22 protein-coding genes and 1 tRNA gene are annotated in these 15,024 nt (G+C 60.5%); 7 read left to right on the forward strand and 16 right to left on the reverse strand.

Going from position 1 to position 15,024, the window contains the following annotated elements; all coding sequences use genetic code 11:
* Positions 1-49: 49 nt before the first annotated feature.
* The 12 genes from ATK06_RS02335 to ATK06_RS02375 form a co-directional block, all read right to left on the reverse strand.
* On the reverse strand, positions 50-832 hold the full coding sequence (locus ATK06_RS02335) for a hypothetical protein (protein ID WP_098388774.1): 783 nt from the start codon (positions 830-832) through the stop codon (positions 50-52).
* Positions 829-987, reverse strand: coding sequence for a hypothetical protein (locus ATK06_RS11155; RefSeq protein ID WP_169916234.1), 159 nt, complete (start codon positions 985-987; stop codon positions 829-831). Before ATK06_RS11155 ends, ATK06_RS02335 begins: the two co-directional genes overlap by 4 nt.
* Positions 980-1,300 (reverse strand): hypothetical protein, encoded by a 321-nt coding sequence (locus ATK06_RS02340; protein ID WP_048378863.1) that lies wholly within the window; start codon positions 1,298-1,300, stop codon positions 980-982. Before ATK06_RS02340 ends, ATK06_RS11155 begins: the two co-directional genes overlap by 8 nt.
* Positions 1,297-2,139, reverse strand: coding sequence for a coiled-coil domain-containing protein (locus tag ATK06_RS02345; RefSeq protein ID WP_048378861.1), 843 nt, complete (start codon positions 2,137-2,139; stop codon positions 1,297-1,299). Before ATK06_RS02345 ends, ATK06_RS02340 begins: the two co-directional genes overlap by 4 nt.
* On the reverse strand, positions 2,136-2,420 hold the full coding sequence (locus ATK06_RS02350) for a hypothetical protein (RefSeq protein WP_098388775.1): 285 nt from the start codon (positions 2,418-2,420) through the stop codon (positions 2,136-2,138). The genes ATK06_RS02345 and ATK06_RS02350 overlap by 4 nt, the downstream gene beginning before the upstream one ends.
* Positions 2,410-2,583: a hypothetical protein gene (locus ATK06_RS11160; protein WP_161795974.1), complete on the reverse strand. Its 174-nt coding sequence runs from the start codon at positions 2,581-2,583 to the stop codon at positions 2,410-2,412. Before ATK06_RS11160 ends, ATK06_RS02350 begins: the two co-directional genes overlap by 11 nt.
* Complete coding sequence (locus ATK06_RS02355; RefSeq protein WP_143341377.1) at positions 2,583-2,876, reverse strand: hypothetical protein; 294 nt, start codon at positions 2,874-2,876, stop codon at positions 2,583-2,585. Before ATK06_RS02355 ends, ATK06_RS11160 begins: the two co-directional genes overlap by 1 nt.
* Positions 2,863-3,207, reverse strand: a complete 345-nt coding sequence (locus ATK06_RS02360; RefSeq protein WP_048378855.1) for a hypothetical protein — start codon at positions 3,205-3,207, stop codon at positions 2,863-2,865. Before ATK06_RS02360 ends, ATK06_RS02355 begins: the two co-directional genes overlap by 14 nt.
* Complete coding sequence (locus ATK06_RS11165; RefSeq protein WP_161795973.1) at positions 3,204-3,347, reverse strand: hypothetical protein; 144 nt, start codon at positions 3,345-3,347, stop codon at positions 3,204-3,206. The genes ATK06_RS02360 and ATK06_RS11165 overlap by 4 nt, the downstream gene beginning before the upstream one ends.
* Positions 3,348-3,367: 20 nt before the next feature.
* Positions 3,368-3,568: a helix-turn-helix domain-containing protein gene (locus ATK06_RS02365; protein WP_048378853.1), complete on the reverse strand. Its 201-nt coding sequence runs from the start codon at positions 3,566-3,568 to the stop codon at positions 3,368-3,370.
* 208 nt (positions 3,569-3,776) lie between these two features.
* Positions 3,777-3,968 (reverse strand): hypothetical protein, encoded by a 192-nt coding sequence (locus tag ATK06_RS02370; RefSeq protein ID WP_048378851.1) that lies wholly within the window; start codon positions 3,966-3,968, stop codon positions 3,777-3,779.
* Positions 3,969-4,002: 34 nt separating this feature from the next.
* Positions 4,003-4,212 (reverse strand): hypothetical protein, encoded by a 210-nt coding sequence (locus tag ATK06_RS02375; protein ID WP_048378849.1) that lies wholly within the window; start codon positions 4,210-4,212, stop codon positions 4,003-4,005.
* A gap of 118 nt (positions 4,213-4,330) precedes the next feature.
* Here ATK06_RS02375 and ATK06_RS02380 point away from each other — a divergent pair, with 118 nt between their 5' ends.
* The 4 genes from ATK06_RS02380 to ATK06_RS02395 all read left to right on the forward strand — a co-directional run bounded on the left by ATK06_RS02380 (position 4,331) and on the right by ATK06_RS02395 (position 7,417).
* On the forward strand, positions 4,331-4,861 hold the full coding sequence (locus ATK06_RS02380; RefSeq protein WP_143341378.1) for an XRE family transcriptional regulator: 531 nt from the start codon (positions 4,331-4,333) through the stop codon (positions 4,859-4,861).
* An 11-nt stretch (positions 4,862-4,872) separates the two neighbouring features.
* Positions 4,873-5,253 carry a virulence RhuM family protein gene (locus ATK06_RS02385; RefSeq protein WP_048378847.1) on the forward strand — a complete coding sequence of 127 codons (381 nt, stop codon included), beginning with the start codon at positions 4,873-4,875 and terminating at the stop codon, positions 5,251-5,253.
* Positions 5,243-5,653 carry an ImmA/IrrE family metallo-endopeptidase gene (locus tag ATK06_RS02390; RefSeq protein ID WP_048378845.1) on the forward strand — a complete coding sequence of 137 codons (411 nt, stop codon included), beginning with the start codon at positions 5,243-5,245 and terminating at the stop codon, positions 5,651-5,653. Before ATK06_RS02385 ends, ATK06_RS02390 begins: the two co-directional genes overlap by 11 nt.
* 543 nt (positions 5,654-6,196) lie before the next feature.
* Positions 6,197-7,417: a tyrosine-type recombinase/integrase gene (locus ATK06_RS02395; RefSeq protein WP_048378844.1), complete on the forward strand. Its 1,221-nt coding sequence runs from the start codon at positions 6,197-6,199 to the stop codon at positions 7,415-7,417.
* Positions 7,418-8,110: 693 nt separating this feature from the next.
* Here ATK06_RS02395 and ATK06_RS02405 read toward each other — a convergent pair.
* The 3 genes from ATK06_RS02405 to ATK06_RS02415 all read right to left on the reverse strand — a co-directional run bounded on the left by ATK06_RS02405 (position 8,111) and on the right by ATK06_RS02415 (position 10,243).
* Positions 8,111-8,596 carry an ImmA/IrrE family metallo-endopeptidase gene (locus tag ATK06_RS02405; protein ID WP_098388780.1) on the reverse strand — a complete coding sequence of 162 codons (486 nt, stop codon included), beginning with the start codon at positions 8,594-8,596 and terminating at the stop codon, positions 8,111-8,113.
* A 240-nt stretch (positions 8,597-8,836) separates the two neighbouring features.
* Positions 8,837-8,912: transfer RNA gene (locus ATK06_RS02410), tRNA-Thr, on the reverse strand.
* 92 nt (positions 8,913-9,004) lie between these two features.
* Positions 9,005-10,243 carry a DNA polymerase III subunit delta' gene (locus tag ATK06_RS02415; protein WP_048378842.1) on the reverse strand — a complete coding sequence of 413 codons (1,239 nt, stop codon included), beginning with the start codon at positions 10,241-10,243 and terminating at the stop codon, positions 9,005-9,007.
* 34 nt (positions 10,244-10,277) lie between these two features.
* Between ATK06_RS02415 and ATK06_RS02420 the strand changes: the two genes are divergently transcribed.
* From ATK06_RS02420 to ATK06_RS02430, 3 genes are all read left to right on the forward strand, one after another.
* Positions 10,278-11,804: an adenylate/guanylate cyclase domain-containing protein gene (locus ATK06_RS02420; RefSeq protein WP_048378840.1), complete on the forward strand. Its 1,527-nt coding sequence runs from the start codon at positions 10,278-10,280 to the stop codon at positions 11,802-11,804.
* Positions 11,805-11,889: 85 nt separating this feature from the next.
* Positions 11,890-13,845, forward strand: a complete 1,956-nt coding sequence (locus ATK06_RS02425) for an OPT family oligopeptide transporter (protein ID WP_098388781.1) — start codon at positions 11,890-11,892, stop codon at positions 13,843-13,845.
* Positions 13,842-14,309 carry a methylated-DNA--[protein]-cysteine S-methyltransferase gene (locus ATK06_RS02430; RefSeq protein WP_048378838.1) on the forward strand — a complete coding sequence of 156 codons (468 nt, stop codon included), beginning with the start codon at positions 13,842-13,844 and terminating at the stop codon, positions 14,307-14,309. Before ATK06_RS02425 ends, ATK06_RS02430 begins: the two co-directional genes overlap by 4 nt.
* Here the strand turns inward: ATK06_RS02430 and ATK06_RS02435 are convergent.
* Positions 14,280-15,005 (reverse strand): hypothetical protein, encoded by a 726-nt coding sequence (locus ATK06_RS02435; protein ID WP_053072569.1) that lies wholly within the window; start codon positions 15,003-15,005, stop codon positions 14,280-14,282. The two genes, ATK06_RS02430 and ATK06_RS02435, sit on opposite strands and share 30 nt — an antisense overlap.
* Positions 15,006-15,024: the final 19 nt, after the last annotated feature.

Raw genomic sequence — 15,024 nt, forward strand, 5'->3', positions numbered from 1 at the left:
CCGGCAGGCCAGCGCTCAATCCGACACCGTGCATCAGACGAATCCACCATCAGGCAAATCCCTTGGGTGGATTAGCGGCAACCAGTTGGCGAGCCGAAGGTAGCTCTAACACGTTCGCTTCCACTGTTACATCAGCCTCCGGGGCAGAAGTCGTGGCGTCCGGCTCTTCACGCAGAGTCCAGGCCAAGATACTGAGGTCATCTGCGCGGACCCAGGTGCAGGAGCTCTGATTGCCATGCGGTGGCATGCACTCAATCAGGGCAGAGGACACGCCCACGTTGGACATAGCCGCACCAATGCGCTTCACCTGCGCAGGCTCCAGCGCAATGCTCCAATCTTCGTACTCAAGGAAACCCCTGTCACGCGCCTCAGCAACACGCTCGGCGAGCACTTCCGGTACTGAAACAGATTCATACACCGCCGGAGACTCCCGCTTGACCTTGAACACCCGCCCGAAGATGACACCTGCGTCGGATTGGGTAATGCGGTCCTCGGTGATTTCCCACGCCACGTTTGGCCACAGTTCATCATCGCGTGGTTTCTTCACCTTCATCGCAAGCAACTCGCGGACCGTCGGAATCGACACGATGATGCAATCGTCCCGCTCGTCGGCGAGGTCGATGCTCACCACGGGCACGAATGCTGCTAAGAGCATATGGTTTTTCGGGTCATTCGCGCATACGAATATGCTCGGTTGTTCTGACTGGATGACCTGCAGCCACACGCATGCGGTTTCCCCAGACGACGGGGCAACCGCAAGGGCTGCACGCAACGCGCCCTGGAGGGAGACACCGTCCATAATCAGCAGTGATTTTCTTTCTTTCGTGCTCATTTTTCTTGCTCCTTTCCTTTCTCGACATCAATCAACGGAATCTGGCCAGGGATCGTGGCCACATGAACCGGGTTTTCAATCCACCGATGAATCTGCACCCGTCGGACCGGTTCAAGGGAATCCCACCACCGGTCGGCCTCACGGGAATCACTCATGGCCACGCAATCGCAGGTTCGCTGCCACCATCTCCGCCCAACCAATCAGCCGGGTCAAGGCAGCCGCTTGGTCTTTGCGGTCAGCGTGCTCGAGTTCGTGAACCCACTGCTTTAACGAGGCGGTGTCGATGTGGCGCACACCGGCGATGATGGCTGCAGACGTGCGACGCATACGCTGGGATTCCCACCACTTCGGAATAGCTGCTGCGATGTCCCCGTGATCGACCCACGTTTTCCCATCCCAGATAGCCACACCAACAAGTCGCTTAGCCGGCGGGTAGGTGCGACGGCTGTAGCAATCGGCAACACTCATTTTTTCGCCTTCCCATCCAAGATCTGGATAGCCGCCATCAACTTCTTGACCGGGGCGTCTTTTGGGTCCAGAGCGTAATCCCCATCGTCTGCGATGAGCATGTCGACGGCCATGGAGACGGCTTGACGGCCAGCGACAAGGTCTTTAAGCGCTTGCTTGGTGGCACCCGCATCAGCGATTGTGTCGAGCTTCTCGCGCAGTTCGTCGTTAGCCCGCTTGGAGTTCTCCAGCTGACGGGTCAGTTTCTGCACCAGATCGTTGGACTCAGATTCTTTCTTCTCCAACTTGGTCTGCAACTGCTGATTCAGTTCCGACAGCTGCATGCGATCCTTGCGCAGATTCTCGTTATGGACGTTCAGCCGCTCTTCAACGCGTTGCAGTTCATCACGCTGCTTCGTCCGCGCGGCGACAAGGCTTTGAGCTGTGGACAGTTCTTCGAGTGCTGCGTCACGTGCGGCCCGGGCCTCAGTCGCGGTCTTTTTCGCATGCTCTGCACTGCGATGGGCGTTCTTGACCTCAGCGTCGAGTTCTTTGATTGTGTCCTTATGGTCGAAGATGATGCGCTCAGTCTGGGCAACAGCCTCTTTCAATTCGCTCACTTCGACAGCCGCTTTCTTCGTCTCAGCCTGTGCGTCGGCAAGGTCCTGCTCCAGGACTTGTATCTGGGCGGCGTAGTCCGCTGCGGTTTGGCGGGCAACCGCCAACTCGTTTACTGTCGAAGCCACCACCGGGACGGACTCCTGGGGTGCGTCCTGGGCTGGGACTTTGCCCGTGGCCATATGCTCGGCCACGATGCTAAGGACGGTGCGTTCGATATCAAGAATCAGATCGTCGTTCATGCTCCGAATGCCTCCTGTTCTTTTCGTGCTAACTCGCGTTCTTCGGCTAAGAGACGCAGGTGGAAACCGTGGGTAACGTTGAGGACCTCGCGGCGCAGTTCACGGGCGTAGACGCTGCCGCGGTGCATGCCACGTTCTGCCCACGCCCCGACCATGACCTCTGCGAGGTCAGTGGCTGCTTGGCTTGCGGTCTTTCGGATTGCTTCATCTGAGCCGGTTCCGGTGAGGAAGTCCCACGGCACGGCCAAGTGCCCGGCGTTGACAAGTGGGTTAGCGGGCATGGTGCCACCTCCCTGGGCGTTCTGAGAGTAGTTCGTCCAAGCGATAGCGCAGGGCTTTGAGTTCTTGGTCTTTTTCTGCGACGAGGTCGCGGCAGCTGCGCTGATGGACGGTCATAATCACGCCTGCCCAGATGCAGACAGCAATGGCGATAATCGGACTCATTACCTGACCGCCTTGTTGTGTTGTTTGGCCACGCGAGTGCCGTCAGGAATCATGCGGATATTGCTGACGGCCAAACTCAGCTCTAGGCGCACTTGGCCGACGTTTTGGCTCCGCAGACGGAACTGCGTGCCGTGCGGCAGGTTGATACGCTTCCTATCAACGAGCAGCCCAACAGGCTCGCCACTGCGGGTGGTATACAAGGTCACACGTGATGCCGGAGGTTGACTACGGTTTTCTTGCTCCTGGGGTTTGGAGACAGGGTGTGGTGCTCCGGGCATGTCAGTAGGTTTCACGGGGTTGTCCTTTCATATCCAGGAACGCCTGGTGTTGTTCCTGGATGGGTAGGTGTGGGTAGCGGGCAATCTTCTGCAGGCAGACTTGGCGGAAGTCAGATAGGGCTTTGGAAATCTCGAATACCGCGGCATCAACCTCTTTAAGGTGGGTGTCCAGGCTGAGTGCTTCATCAGCGAGCAGTGTCTGCTGGAGCAGGTAGTCAAGCGCCACGGTTGCCTCACGGAGCTTCTTCCACTCCGGGCACTGGCGCCGACGCTTTGCGGCTGGGGGCGTCTCTTGGGCCAGGGCGAAGAGCCTGATTCCCAGCGTGTCGGGGTCTGGGGCGGTCATGGCTTCTCCTTTGTGGTTCCCATGCGGACCAAGAGGTCTGCGATAGTGACCGGGTCGGGCTGATTTTCTATGCGACGCTTCCCACGGGGTGGGCGCGGGTTGTGCGTAAGCCAGCGGGCAATCTTGGTGGTTAGTTTCATGGCAGTTCGTTCCTTCTGATTCATGCGGCGGGATCCATGCGGCAGAACCGGTCAAGCTCTTGTTCTGGGATGAGAATCTTCAAGCCTTTGCGCGGTGTAGCACCGCGGCGTCGTCCTGAGCGGATTTCGCCGCGGCGTACGAGGCGGCGGACGAATTGTTCGCTGTAGCCGGATCTGGCGGAGAATTCCTTGACGGTTAAGAAGGTGGTATTGTGATTCATGGTTTCCTTTATTTGATTCCACTGGTCCTCACCGGTTGCGGCGGTGAGGGCCGTTTTTCTTTTGGTGGGGAGGCAGTACCTCTCGGCAGAAAGGGACCGGTCATGGGTACGCCTTACGTGCCGCGTGTCCTCATCGCGCGGCACTCCCCTAGTGCCCGCCGGTGGCTCGCACACCGGCGCCGACTAGTCGGGCTTCGTGTCTCCGTCTTTAATCGCTGTAGAATTCGGCGGTCGCATGGTCGCCTCGCCGGAGTGCATTTTCGCGACAGAATCGCCTGGCCGATGCTTTAGCTTCGGCGATAATCTCCTTTGCGCGATCTTCGCCGGCAAGGTATTTGATCTCGCTTTCGAACACGCCATTGAGGTAGGCGACGTATTCAAGTGTTGAGGTATCCATCATCAGCCTTTTCCTTTCTTGTGCTTCTCGACGTCGCTTATGCGGCGGGGTCGAGGATGTTTGCTGCTTTGAGGTGTGCTTGGCGTCGGGCTTCGAGGATTGCCGCGGTTTGCGGTGTGATTTCGGCGCCGTAGCGTAGGTTTTCGAGTTGTTTTGTTGTGATTCCGAGGAAGCCGGCGAGGTCTTGGTCGCTTGTGGCTGCGATGTCGCGGGCTAGGCCGTCGAGGTATCCAGGTTTCAACTTCATCCCGTTCTCCAATCTTTAACGTTGATGTTAATTTTTATCAGCCGTGTTATTTTTTGTCAACTTTTACCGGTTTTGTCATTTATTGACATGCCTGACCTTGATGTTTAAAATTGACATCATGCAAAGAAAAGACTTTGGAGAATGGCTTGCGTCGCTACCCGGCGCGCCGACGCCATCGCTTGCGGCTAAAGCTGCGAAGCTCAATCACTCCAGCCTGCTGAACCATGTAAACCGCCGCTATACGACGGCGGAGAATGCGATTGCGATTGCTCGGGCGTATGGGGTCGCGCCGGCGGATGCGCTCGTCGAGATGGGCTTCCTGAATGCTGACGAGGTTGGCGCCAGTGAGTCGCTTGCGGTGCGTGAGGCGTTAAAGCGTGCGGACTGGGAGGACATTTTCGCGGAGATCACCGCGCGGGTGAATGCGTCGGAGATGTTTGAGGGCACCTTTGAGCTGTCGCTGGATACGCCGGTGGAGATTCCGGAGCCTGCAGACCTGGCGGCGAAGCGTAAGGCGAAGGAAGCCGGCGCGACTGTCCACAAGGGTGAGAATTGGCGGGAGAATGAGAAGCCGGAGCGTGCGCACGTGGCTGACACCACCCCGCCGGAGCCCGGGCCAGGGGATGATGGCTACCACGACGGGCCGTAAAGGAGACGGCTATGAGCACACCGGACCAGATCGCCATCTACACCACCGAGGACGGCAAGGCGCACGTTCGTCTTCAGCTTAAAGACGGCACCGCGTGGCTTAGCCAGAAGCAAATGTCCGACCTGTTCAATGTCGGTGTTTCTTCAATCAGCAAGCACTTAAAGTCCATCTATGAAGATGGGGAACTTTTACGCGAAGCAACTATTTCCAAAATGGAAAATGTTGCCCTTGAACAGGGGCGTTCGGTACGCCGCAACATCGAGCACTACAACCTGGATGCCATCCTTGCGGTTGGTTACCGTGAGGCCGAAGACGCCCGCGTCAATGCGAAAGACATGGCTGAACTTGCCCGCGAGGTCAAAGCACTCAAGGCAGGCGACAATGGCACATAATTACTACTCTTTGCTTGATTTAGCCTCAGGCATGGGAGTGTTTGTCGACTTCGACGATATGGGCTGGTTACCAAAAGGACACAAAGGAGGGTGGTTCCCCGAATTCGAACTAATCTTGCTCGCACAGAACCTCAACCACGTCGAACAGCTATGCACTCTTGCTCACGAATTAGGCCATGCGCACCACGGACATGTACCCGGCGCGCAAGGGTGGTGGTCTGCACGCCAGGAGCAGCAGGCTGACCAGTTCGCGGTGGAGTTGCTCATCAGCCCGGGCGAGTATGCCCTTGCTGAGAATCTTTATGGCCCAGCGGCATCCGCTATTGCACACGAGCTCGGGGTCACAATCCATGTCATTACGACTTGGCGGCACATCATGAACGACCGATTGTACACCTGACCACAGGCCACTACGCCCAACGTCTGAAAACTTGCCATCGATCCGGAAGGACTCTCATGAAATACCTACTACCCACCATGGTAATCAGCCTATCCGTCCTGCTCACAGGGTGCGGAGGTAGCTCCACAAGCACAGAAAAGGAAAAAGCAAAAACGACAGTCGACGAAACAGAAGCTCGACTCTCCTGCGAAGACCTCGTGAGAGGGCAATTGAAGTCCCCATCGAGTGCACAATTCGCACCTCGTAAGGAGTGGACTTTCACCCCAGTTACTGGTGGCTACCGCGCTTCGGGGTGGGTAGATGCGGACAACAGTTACGGAGCATCAATAAGGAATACCTTCACATGCACGGTTACCGAAGGCCCAAGCGAGGGAACAGTCTACAGAAATCTCGAGAGCTTCGGATAACAAACTAAGCCTGGAGGGAGTATGCCGACTGGCAGCCTTCCACTTACGAGATGCGCCTTGGGGTGAGCGGGCAGGCTCACCCCAAGGCGACTAACAAAGAATGTCCAGCGACTAACTAGACAGGAGACGATTCTACATGGGACACGTACGCGACCTGTGGACCAAACCCAACCCAGATAAAACCAGCCGCAAGAAGCGCATCAAATCCGCTCGCTGGGGCAAAGGCAAACGCTGGCTAGCCGTCTGGGAAGAACACGGTAAACCCGTCTCCAAAGCCTTCGCAACCGAAGACGCCGCCGAAGCCTACGTGGCCACCGCCCGCGTCGGCCAAGACCACGGCACCTGGATTACCAAGGATAAGCGCGACATCACCCTTGGTGACCTCTGGGAACCATGGATCGAATCGAAAGCCAGCCGCGCACCCAAAACCATCGCCTCCTACAAGTCAGCGTGGGCGCATGTTGCCCCCGTCTTCGGTGACACACCTATCTGCGAACTCGACGGGCCGACAATCACCACCTGGATCGACACCCTCCACACCAGACGCGTCGGACAAACCTCAAGCCAACCACTAGGCAGTGGCCAAAAACGTAAAGTTGGCATCGTTATCAACGCCATCCTGAAGCTCGCAGTCAAGCAATCCATCATCTACCGCAACCCACTGGAATCCGGTGACCTTGTCCGCCAAGAGAAAGGACGTCGTCGGGCGCTGCGCGTGGGCGAGATCGACCGCTTGCTTGCTGCCGCACCCACCGAAGAAGCAGAACTCCTTGTCCGGGTCCTGCTCATGACGGCCATGCGCCCCGGTGAAGCCAAAGGCTTAACTGTCGATGACCTGGACTACCGGCGAGGACGACTGACCATTCGCCGCTCTGTTGACGCACTCGGGCACCCTGGACCCACCAAGAACAAACTCCACCGCGACGTGCCCGTCGGCGGGGACCTACTCCTGGACCTCGAAGACGCCTGCGTCGGTAAAAACCCCGACGATCTACTCCTGCCCGACGAGCATGGCCACGTGTGGACAGACGCCAGATGGCGGCGCGTCTGGCGCCACATGTGCGAGATTGCTGGCCTCGAGGGCATTGACACCTACACCCTGAAACACACCGGGGTGACCATGGCCATCGCCGCAGGGGCAGACGTTTACGTGGTCCAGCGCATGTGTGGCCACGCAGACGCCTCGACCACACTGAACGTGTACGGCCACCTCTGGGACGAAGGGTTAGACGCTATCCCGGATGCGATGGACGCGCACCTGGCCGCCGAGCGCGACCGAGAGACCCGGCGCGCTGCGCGTCGTTCGCAGAGGACTGCGCGGCGGGGTGGCATGCGGGCGGTGCCGGAGGCGATTTAGCGCTTTCGCTCGCGCTAAGCGGCCAGTTAACCCGAGCGTGGCGTTTCAATTTTGCACAAGATATTGTGCGTAATTATTCTCGTACTCAAGACGCTAACCCGTGAAGGATTAAGCTGGGTTCCCGAATGGGAGTAGGGCTTCGGCCTTAGAATTCCTTTGCTCCAAGGGTTAGCGTTTTCTTTGTTGGCGGTCGGCGATGGTCGCCTTCGTAGAGAATTTGGGGGTACTGCTATGCGAATAGCGTTAGGTAAATAACTCTGCTTGCGATGATCCCGAGACCCGCTAAAACCGCGAGCATCACGATTTTGTCAACAATGATGCAAAACCAAAACAGTCGCGGCCATCTCTCTAATGCCTGGTTGAACCGGATATCTGGGGCATCGCTACTTGGATTAGTGCAATCTGCCAGGAACTGGAAACAGCCGATAGCTGGGTGCCATTTCACTAAAGCAGTCAAGAATGCCGGGGACCCAACGGGCTTCTGCATTGCGGTAGATAGCGGGTCAGGACTGGGGTGTGCCCGCCTCATCGTATCCGCTAGATCCACGGCCTCCGAGTTCAGCTCTTTGTCACGATTGGCGAGATCCTCTTTCCCCTTGCGCGCAAGCTCGTCTACGTTGTGGCTTTCCCAATCGGTACCGTCTGGCGTGTCAGCTTTTGGGGCGCCTGTGTTATTAGCTTCGTCGGACGTCACTATGGGTTCTTCTTTAAACGTGAGTGCCTCTTGCGCACTGCGGGCAGTGATACCCCGAATTCTGCGGCAGCAGCATACTCGCCTTTCGTAATGATCTCATGGAATTGATCAGCAGGCATGAGCAGTTCTCCTGCGAACTCATCTGCGTAAAACTCGTGGAGATCATAATGTTTTGACGACCTGTGGTCGATGAAAGAGTAATCATCATCTTCAGCAAGTTTCATTCGGTCTACGAGGTGCCCAATTTCATGTGCAAGCGTGAAGCGTTGCCGCTGAGGGGTGTCCGACGCGTTAATAAAGATTTCGGGGGACTTGTTTGCTTCTTTGACCACGAAACCGGAGATGTCCGGGTCGAGGTTGCCCACCCATACCTCGGCGCCGAGCATGTTTGCTATCTCTGTGAGACTACCCAGCCCGTGCTTACTTACAGGTACAGCGTCGCGTATTGCGCGAGCTTCGTTTCGTGCCGATTGCCACGCCAACATAGCGTCACCTCCCTCATTGATGATTCACCGTAAGCATATCAATTTGTATTGCTACTTTCCTGGCTACCCCTTACCCAGCACGCCTTGCTGTTATGGCCCAAAACGCCTTGCCTTCATGTTCGGTCTGTGCTCGGTCTGTGTTCGGTAAAAGAAGTAACATCTTGGCCTTTCTTGGCACAACGTTACCGTTTTGTTACACGGAAAACCCCAGCTAAAACAATGTTCTAGCTGGGGTTTTGGTGGAGCCGCCTGCGAGAATCGAACTCGCGACCTTCTCATTACGAGTGAGACGCTCTGCCGACTGAGCTAAGGCGGCCGGTCCAACGGCATACGCGCGCTGTAAACCAGAAGCCAATGTTAGCGCATCGCCGCGCCGCGCCAAAATTCGGCGCACCTGGCGCCTGGCGCCTAGTTCACCCGATACGCCATGCGTAGCCGTCCGACGAGCGCGTCGGTAGCAATCGTCGGGTTCACGTTGACGCTGATCTGTTGGCGGCAGATTTGGATGGCGTCGAGGCAGGCAAGCAGTCCAGTCTCTCCCACGTTCTCGGCGAGTTCGGCGGCAAGCGGCGCGAAGTCGGGGTGGATGGGTGCCACGTCGGAGCCGATGGCCAGCAGTAATGCGTCGCGGTAGAGGCCGGCTAAGTCGACGAGTGAGAGGTCGAGGAGGTCGCGGCGGCGTCGTGTAGCGCGGCGCTTGATCTCCTTCTCCAGATCCTTGACCTGCCCTGCCGCCCCGCGCACCGCTTTTTGGGCGCCTTTGCCGCGCGCACCCACGCCGAGGGAGCGTTCGAGGGCGGCGACCTCGGCGGCGTCGGCTTCCGCCCAGGTGTCGTCGACTTCCTTGTCCACGGATTTCACCAGCGCCCCCATCGCCTGGAAGCCTTGTTCGCGGTGCGCAATCAGCTCGGCGACATTGAGCACCTGGGCGCGGCGGCGTTGCATCTCCGGGCTGGTCACCAGCCGGCGTGCCCGGCCGATGTGCCGCAGGGAGGCGTGCGCGGCCAGCTGGGCGTCCTGCTCACTCGCCCCTTCTTCTGCGACGAGAATGCGGGCTACTTCGCGTGCCGACGGCGACGGCACGTACAGGTGCCGGCACCTAGAACGTAGCGTCACGATGAAGTCGAGCGGATCCGTCGACGGGGCGCAGAACAGGATAATTGTGCGCGCCGGCGGCTCTTCGACCGTCTTGAGCAGCGCGTTGGCGGACTCCTTATTAAGGCGGTCGGCATTGTCGATGATCACCACGCGCCACTTACCTACCGTCGGCAGCGTGTGTGCGGCGGGGAGGAGGACCTCAGTCACGTATTTGACGGGAATGACCAGGCCTTGGGGGCGGACGAACTCGACGTCGGTGTGCGCGCCCTCGAAGACGCCGCGGCACGCGTCGCAGCGTCCACACCCGATCTCGTCGGGGTCCGTGCACTCCAGCGCGGCGGCGAAAGCGACGGCCGCCTCGGAACGCCCGGAACCAGGCGCGCCCGTGATGACCCAGGAGTGGGCCAGGGCATAAGCGTCGGCGTCGGTGGCGTGGCCGGCGATGCGTCGTCGAGCAGCTGCGGCGGCGCGGAGGATTGTTGCGGCGACCGCCGGGGTGTCAGCTAGCCGTTCGGCGACGCTGCGTGTGGGTTCCGTCGAGTGTGTCACACCGCCCACCCTAGTGTGTCCTAGAGTAGAGGCCATGAATCGATTAGTGCGGGCGGTAAAATGGCTGCTCGGTACGTCGTGGCCGCTGTATGCGGCGCTCGTGCTGGGCTCCAACGTGGCAGGTGCCGCGGCTGTCATGCTGTTCGTGCGCTACCTCATCCCCATGGAGGAGGCCCGAAACTTCCAGTCTCAGATCGCGTACCTGCCGGCTATTGGTATCGCGTACGTCACTTTTGCCGTGATCGTGGGCATTGTGGCGACGTTGATCATGTTTAGGCCGGTGTTGGATTGGCAGCGTGATCCTGACGGCCATGACCAGAACATGGTGCGCAACCTGGTACTGCGGCTTCCTATCTATCAGGCCATCGTGTGCGCGGTGGTGTGGGTGATCGGGATCGTGATTGCGGGCGCGGTGGCGTCAACGATGTCACGCGAGTTTGCGCTGGTGGTCGTGGTTGCTACGGCGATGGCGATGTTCCTGGTTGTGTCGATTACGTACTTGCAGGCTGAGCGCCTGGTCCGTCCCGTGGCGGCCGCTGCGCTGGCGCGTCGTTTTGAGGACGCCACCCTAGAGCCGCCGATTAAGCACCGCTTGAACACCACGTGGGTTCTCACGTCTGCGATTCCGATGGGCGGTGTGCTCCTCCTACTGTGGGGCCACGAATCGGGCATCTTCACCGAGGACGCCTCCGACCTGTTGCCCGCCATCTTGTGGCTGTTGATCGCGGGCCTGGTGACCGGCTTCTGGGCGACGGCCCTGGCGATTATGAGCGTGGTCGACCCGATCGACGAACTGCAGGACGCGATCAACCGGGTACGCCGCGGCGACGACCGCGTCCAGGTCGACATCTACGATGGCTCGGAGCTCGGCGTCCTCCAGGCTGGTTTCAACGAAATGATGCGTGGCCTGCGCGAACGCGAGCGGGTGCGCGACATTTTCGGCCGCTACGTGGGCACGGAGGTCGCCCGCCGCGCGCTGGAAGAAAAGCCCACGCTCGGCGGCGAGGACCGCAAGGTCGCGGTGCTATTTATCGACGTCGTCGGATCCACCACCTTCGCCGTAGAAAATCAGCCCGAGGAAGTGGTCAAGCAGCTCAACGAGTTTTTCTCCATCGTCGTGGACACGGTGCACCGCAACAAGGGCATCATCAACAAGTTCCAGGGTGACGCCGCGCTGGCAGTCTTCGGCGCTCCCCTTTCGCTTTCCGACGCCAACTCGATGGCCCTCCAGGCCGCCCGAGAACTCCGCCTCGCCCTGAAGAACGTGAAGTTGGAGGCCGGCATTGGGGTGTGCGCCGGCCACGTCGTCGCCGGCCACATCGGTGGGGCCGACCGCTTCGAATACACGGTCATCGGCGACGCCGTCAACGAGGCCTCCCGGCTCACCGACCTGGCGAAAGACACCCCGGGCGGCGTGCTGACCAACGCCGCCACCCTCCGCGGAGCCAACGAGGCCGAGCAGGCGCGCTGGACGCTGTTGAAATCTATCGAGCTGCGCGGCCGGCATAAGATGACTCAACTGGCTCGCCCGATCCGCGAAACGATGGCCGACCAGAGCTAGCCGGTGTGGGCCGGATTACTCTCCGGAACTACCGTGTTTTACCATTTAACGGATTTATCCAATCCCTTTGATAGTAAGGCCCGGTATGTCTTCACCTACGACGACCAAGGCTAGCCCCATCCGTGAGCTAACCCTGCGCGCCATCATCCTCGGCGGAGTGATCACGCTCGTGTTCACCGCCGCCAACGTGTACCTGGGGCTCAAGGTGGGCCTCACGTTCGCCACATCCATCCCTGCCGCCGTGATCTCCATGGCGATCCTGCGCAAGTTCGCAGGCCACACCATCATGGAGAACAACATCGTGCAGACGATCGCTTCGGCCGCGGGTACGCTGTCGGCGATTATCTTCGTCCTCCCCGGCCTGGTGATGGTCGGCTGGTGGGCTGGCTTCCCGTATTGGACCACCCTGGCGATCTGCCTCGTCGGCGGTGTGCTGGGCGTCATGTATTCCATCCCGCTGCGCCGCGCCCTGGTCACCGGTTCTGATCTGCCGTACCCGGAGGGTGTGGCAGCAGCTGAGGTGCTCAAGGTTGGCGACGAGCAGGGTTCCGCCGAGGAAAACAAGGCGGGTCTGCGTGTCATTGTGGCTGGCGCGGCCGCGTCGGCGGGCTACGCTCTGCTGTCCGCGCTGAAGGCTACGGCCTCGTCGGTGTCGAGTGCGTTCAAGATCGGGACCGGCGGTTCGGTCGTCGGCGCGAGCTTGTCCGTGGCGCTTATTGGTGTGGGCCACCTGGTTGGCGTGACCGTGGGTATCGCGATGCTGGTGGGCGTGTCAATCTCCCACGGCGTGCTGCTGCCGATCTTCTCGCAGGACAAGGTCGGCGCGGATGTCGCCGGCGACGTCTCGGCCGTGTTCTCTGCGGAGGTACGTTTCGTGGGCGCTGGCACCATGGCCGTTGCTGCGGTGTGGACGCTGCTGAAGATTATTGGCCCAATTTTCAAGGGCATGCGTGAGTCGTTCCGGTCGTCGCAAAGCCGGCACAGTGGCGTTCAGGTGCCGCTGACGGATCGCGACATCCCCTTCCCCATCGTGCTCACTGTGATCATTGGTTCCATGATCCCGATCGGGTTCATGCTGTGGAAGTTCGTGCACAATTCTGAGATTCACCACCACGCGACCTCACTGGTGCTGGTCAGCGTGCTGTTTACCCTGCTCATCGGGCTGCTCGTGGCGGCGGTGTGCGGTTACATGGCGGGTCTGATTGGTGCGTCGAATAGCCCAATTTCCGGCGTTGGCATCATCACGGTGCTCGCGGCTGCGCTCATGATCAAGGCCGTCACTGGCGACGAATCCGACACCAACCCCACCGCCCTGGTGGCTTACACGCTGTTTACCGCGGCCATCATTTTTGGTATTTCCACAATCTCCAACGACAACCTGCAGGACCTGAAGACTGGTCAACTCGTCGGCGCGACGCCGTGGAAGCAGCAGGTCGCCCTGGTTATCGGTGTGTTCTTTGGCTCCCTGATCATCCCGCCGATTATGCAGCTCATGCTCACGGCCTTCGGTTTCCAGGGCATGGACGGTGCCGGCCCCGACGCGCTGGCCGCGCCGCAGGCTGCGTTGATGTCGTCGGTGACGCAGGGTATCTTCGGTGATTCCCTCGACTGGTCGAAGATCGGGCTCGGCGCGATTATCGGCGTTGTCGTCATCATCATCGACGAGGTGCTGGGCCGCGTCAGCGGTGGCCGCTACCACCTGCCGCCGCTGGCCGTGGGCATGGGCCTCTACCTGCCGGCTGGCCTGAACATCATGATCGCGATCGGCGGTTTCCTGGGCTTGTTCTACAACAAGTGGGCTGCCCGCCAGCAGAACCCGGAGACCACGAAGCGCATGGGCACGCTCATGGCGACGGGCCTCATCGTCGGTGAGTCGCTGTTCGGTGTGCTCAACGCGGGCCTCATCGCTGCTGCCGGCGGCGACGAACCGTTGGCCGTCTTCGGCGAAAACTTCCCGGCGAACGCCGTGGGCATCGTGGTCTTCGTGCTCCTCATCGGGTTCGTGTACCGCTGGGTTCGCACGCAGGCGAAGACCGTATGATTCTGCAGTCACCGCTCGGCCCGCTCACGCTTCACGACGACGCCACCACCCTCACCGGCGTCACCTTCGGAGCGGACCCCAGCGGTGACTCCGGCCCCATCGCCGAGGCCGCCGCGACGCAAATAGCCGAATATTTCGCCGGCCGGCGCCACCACTTCGATATCCCGCTGCGCCTCGGCGACGATTTCCGCGGCCACGTGCTGCGCGCCATTTTTGAGATCCCGTACGGGTACACCGCCACGTACGGTGAGATCGCCGAGGAGATCGGGCACCCGGGGGCGGCACGCGCCGTGGGGACGGTGTGCCGGACGAATCCTTTCATCCTCATCGTGCCGTGCCACCGCGTGGTACGCGCCGACGGCGCCCTCGGGCGTTACGCCAGCCCGGGCGGCACGGCCGACAAAGAGTTCCTCCAGGGTTTGGAGGCGCAGGTTTTAGGCCGTGAGGGCGTCGATAAGCAGTAAGTAGGCGCCGAGTTCGGCGCAGCGGGCGGCCGCATCGACGGGGGCCACGGGGCCGAAAGCCTCACGCGCCAACGCCCACCCCTGGGTAAGAAGCAGCAGGTTACCGGCGTGGCCGTAGCCGAAGGAGGGGACGTCGCGGACGAGGGCGCGATCATTGGCCAGCGCCGACAGCGCAACCAGCGGGCCACCGGCGAGCAGCGTCGGGACGACCAGGCGGGGGGCCTTCACCGCGGCGAGCAGCGTGCCCGCACCCCACGCCACCGCGCGCGGGACCACGCGTTCCCGGCTGAACCGCGCGCCCTTTTCATACAGCAGCCAGGCCAGCAGCCCGTAGTGGGCGGCCAACGCCACTGCGCCCACCGTCACGCCGGTCTTCGCGCCGCGGGCCTGACTGCCCTGCCCGATCGCCCCGGCGATCAGCGCTGCCGAGATCGCGGTGCGCTTGTCTTCTGGAAGGTCCGCACGGTTCACGGTGCCCAGCAGGAAGGGCAGGGCCGCAGCACTCGTGGTGGTGTTCACCGCCGACTCACCCCCCAGCTTGGCCAGGGCGCTTAAGCCCCCGACGCCCGCGAAAGCGAGCCGGTCGGGTTGGTCGGTGGTGAAGGTACGCAAAGACGCCACCAGGGCGGCAATCCCTTCGCGGGTGCGCCCGGTGGCGTCTTGTGCGATGCGTTGCAGGTTTGTTGTAAGCGTCATACCTGCTAAGCGTACCCGG

This window comes from Corynebacterium renale (assembly GCF_002563965.1).
Classification (GTDB): Bacteria; Actinomycetota; Actinomycetes; order Mycobacteriales; family Mycobacteriaceae; genus Corynebacterium; species Corynebacterium renale.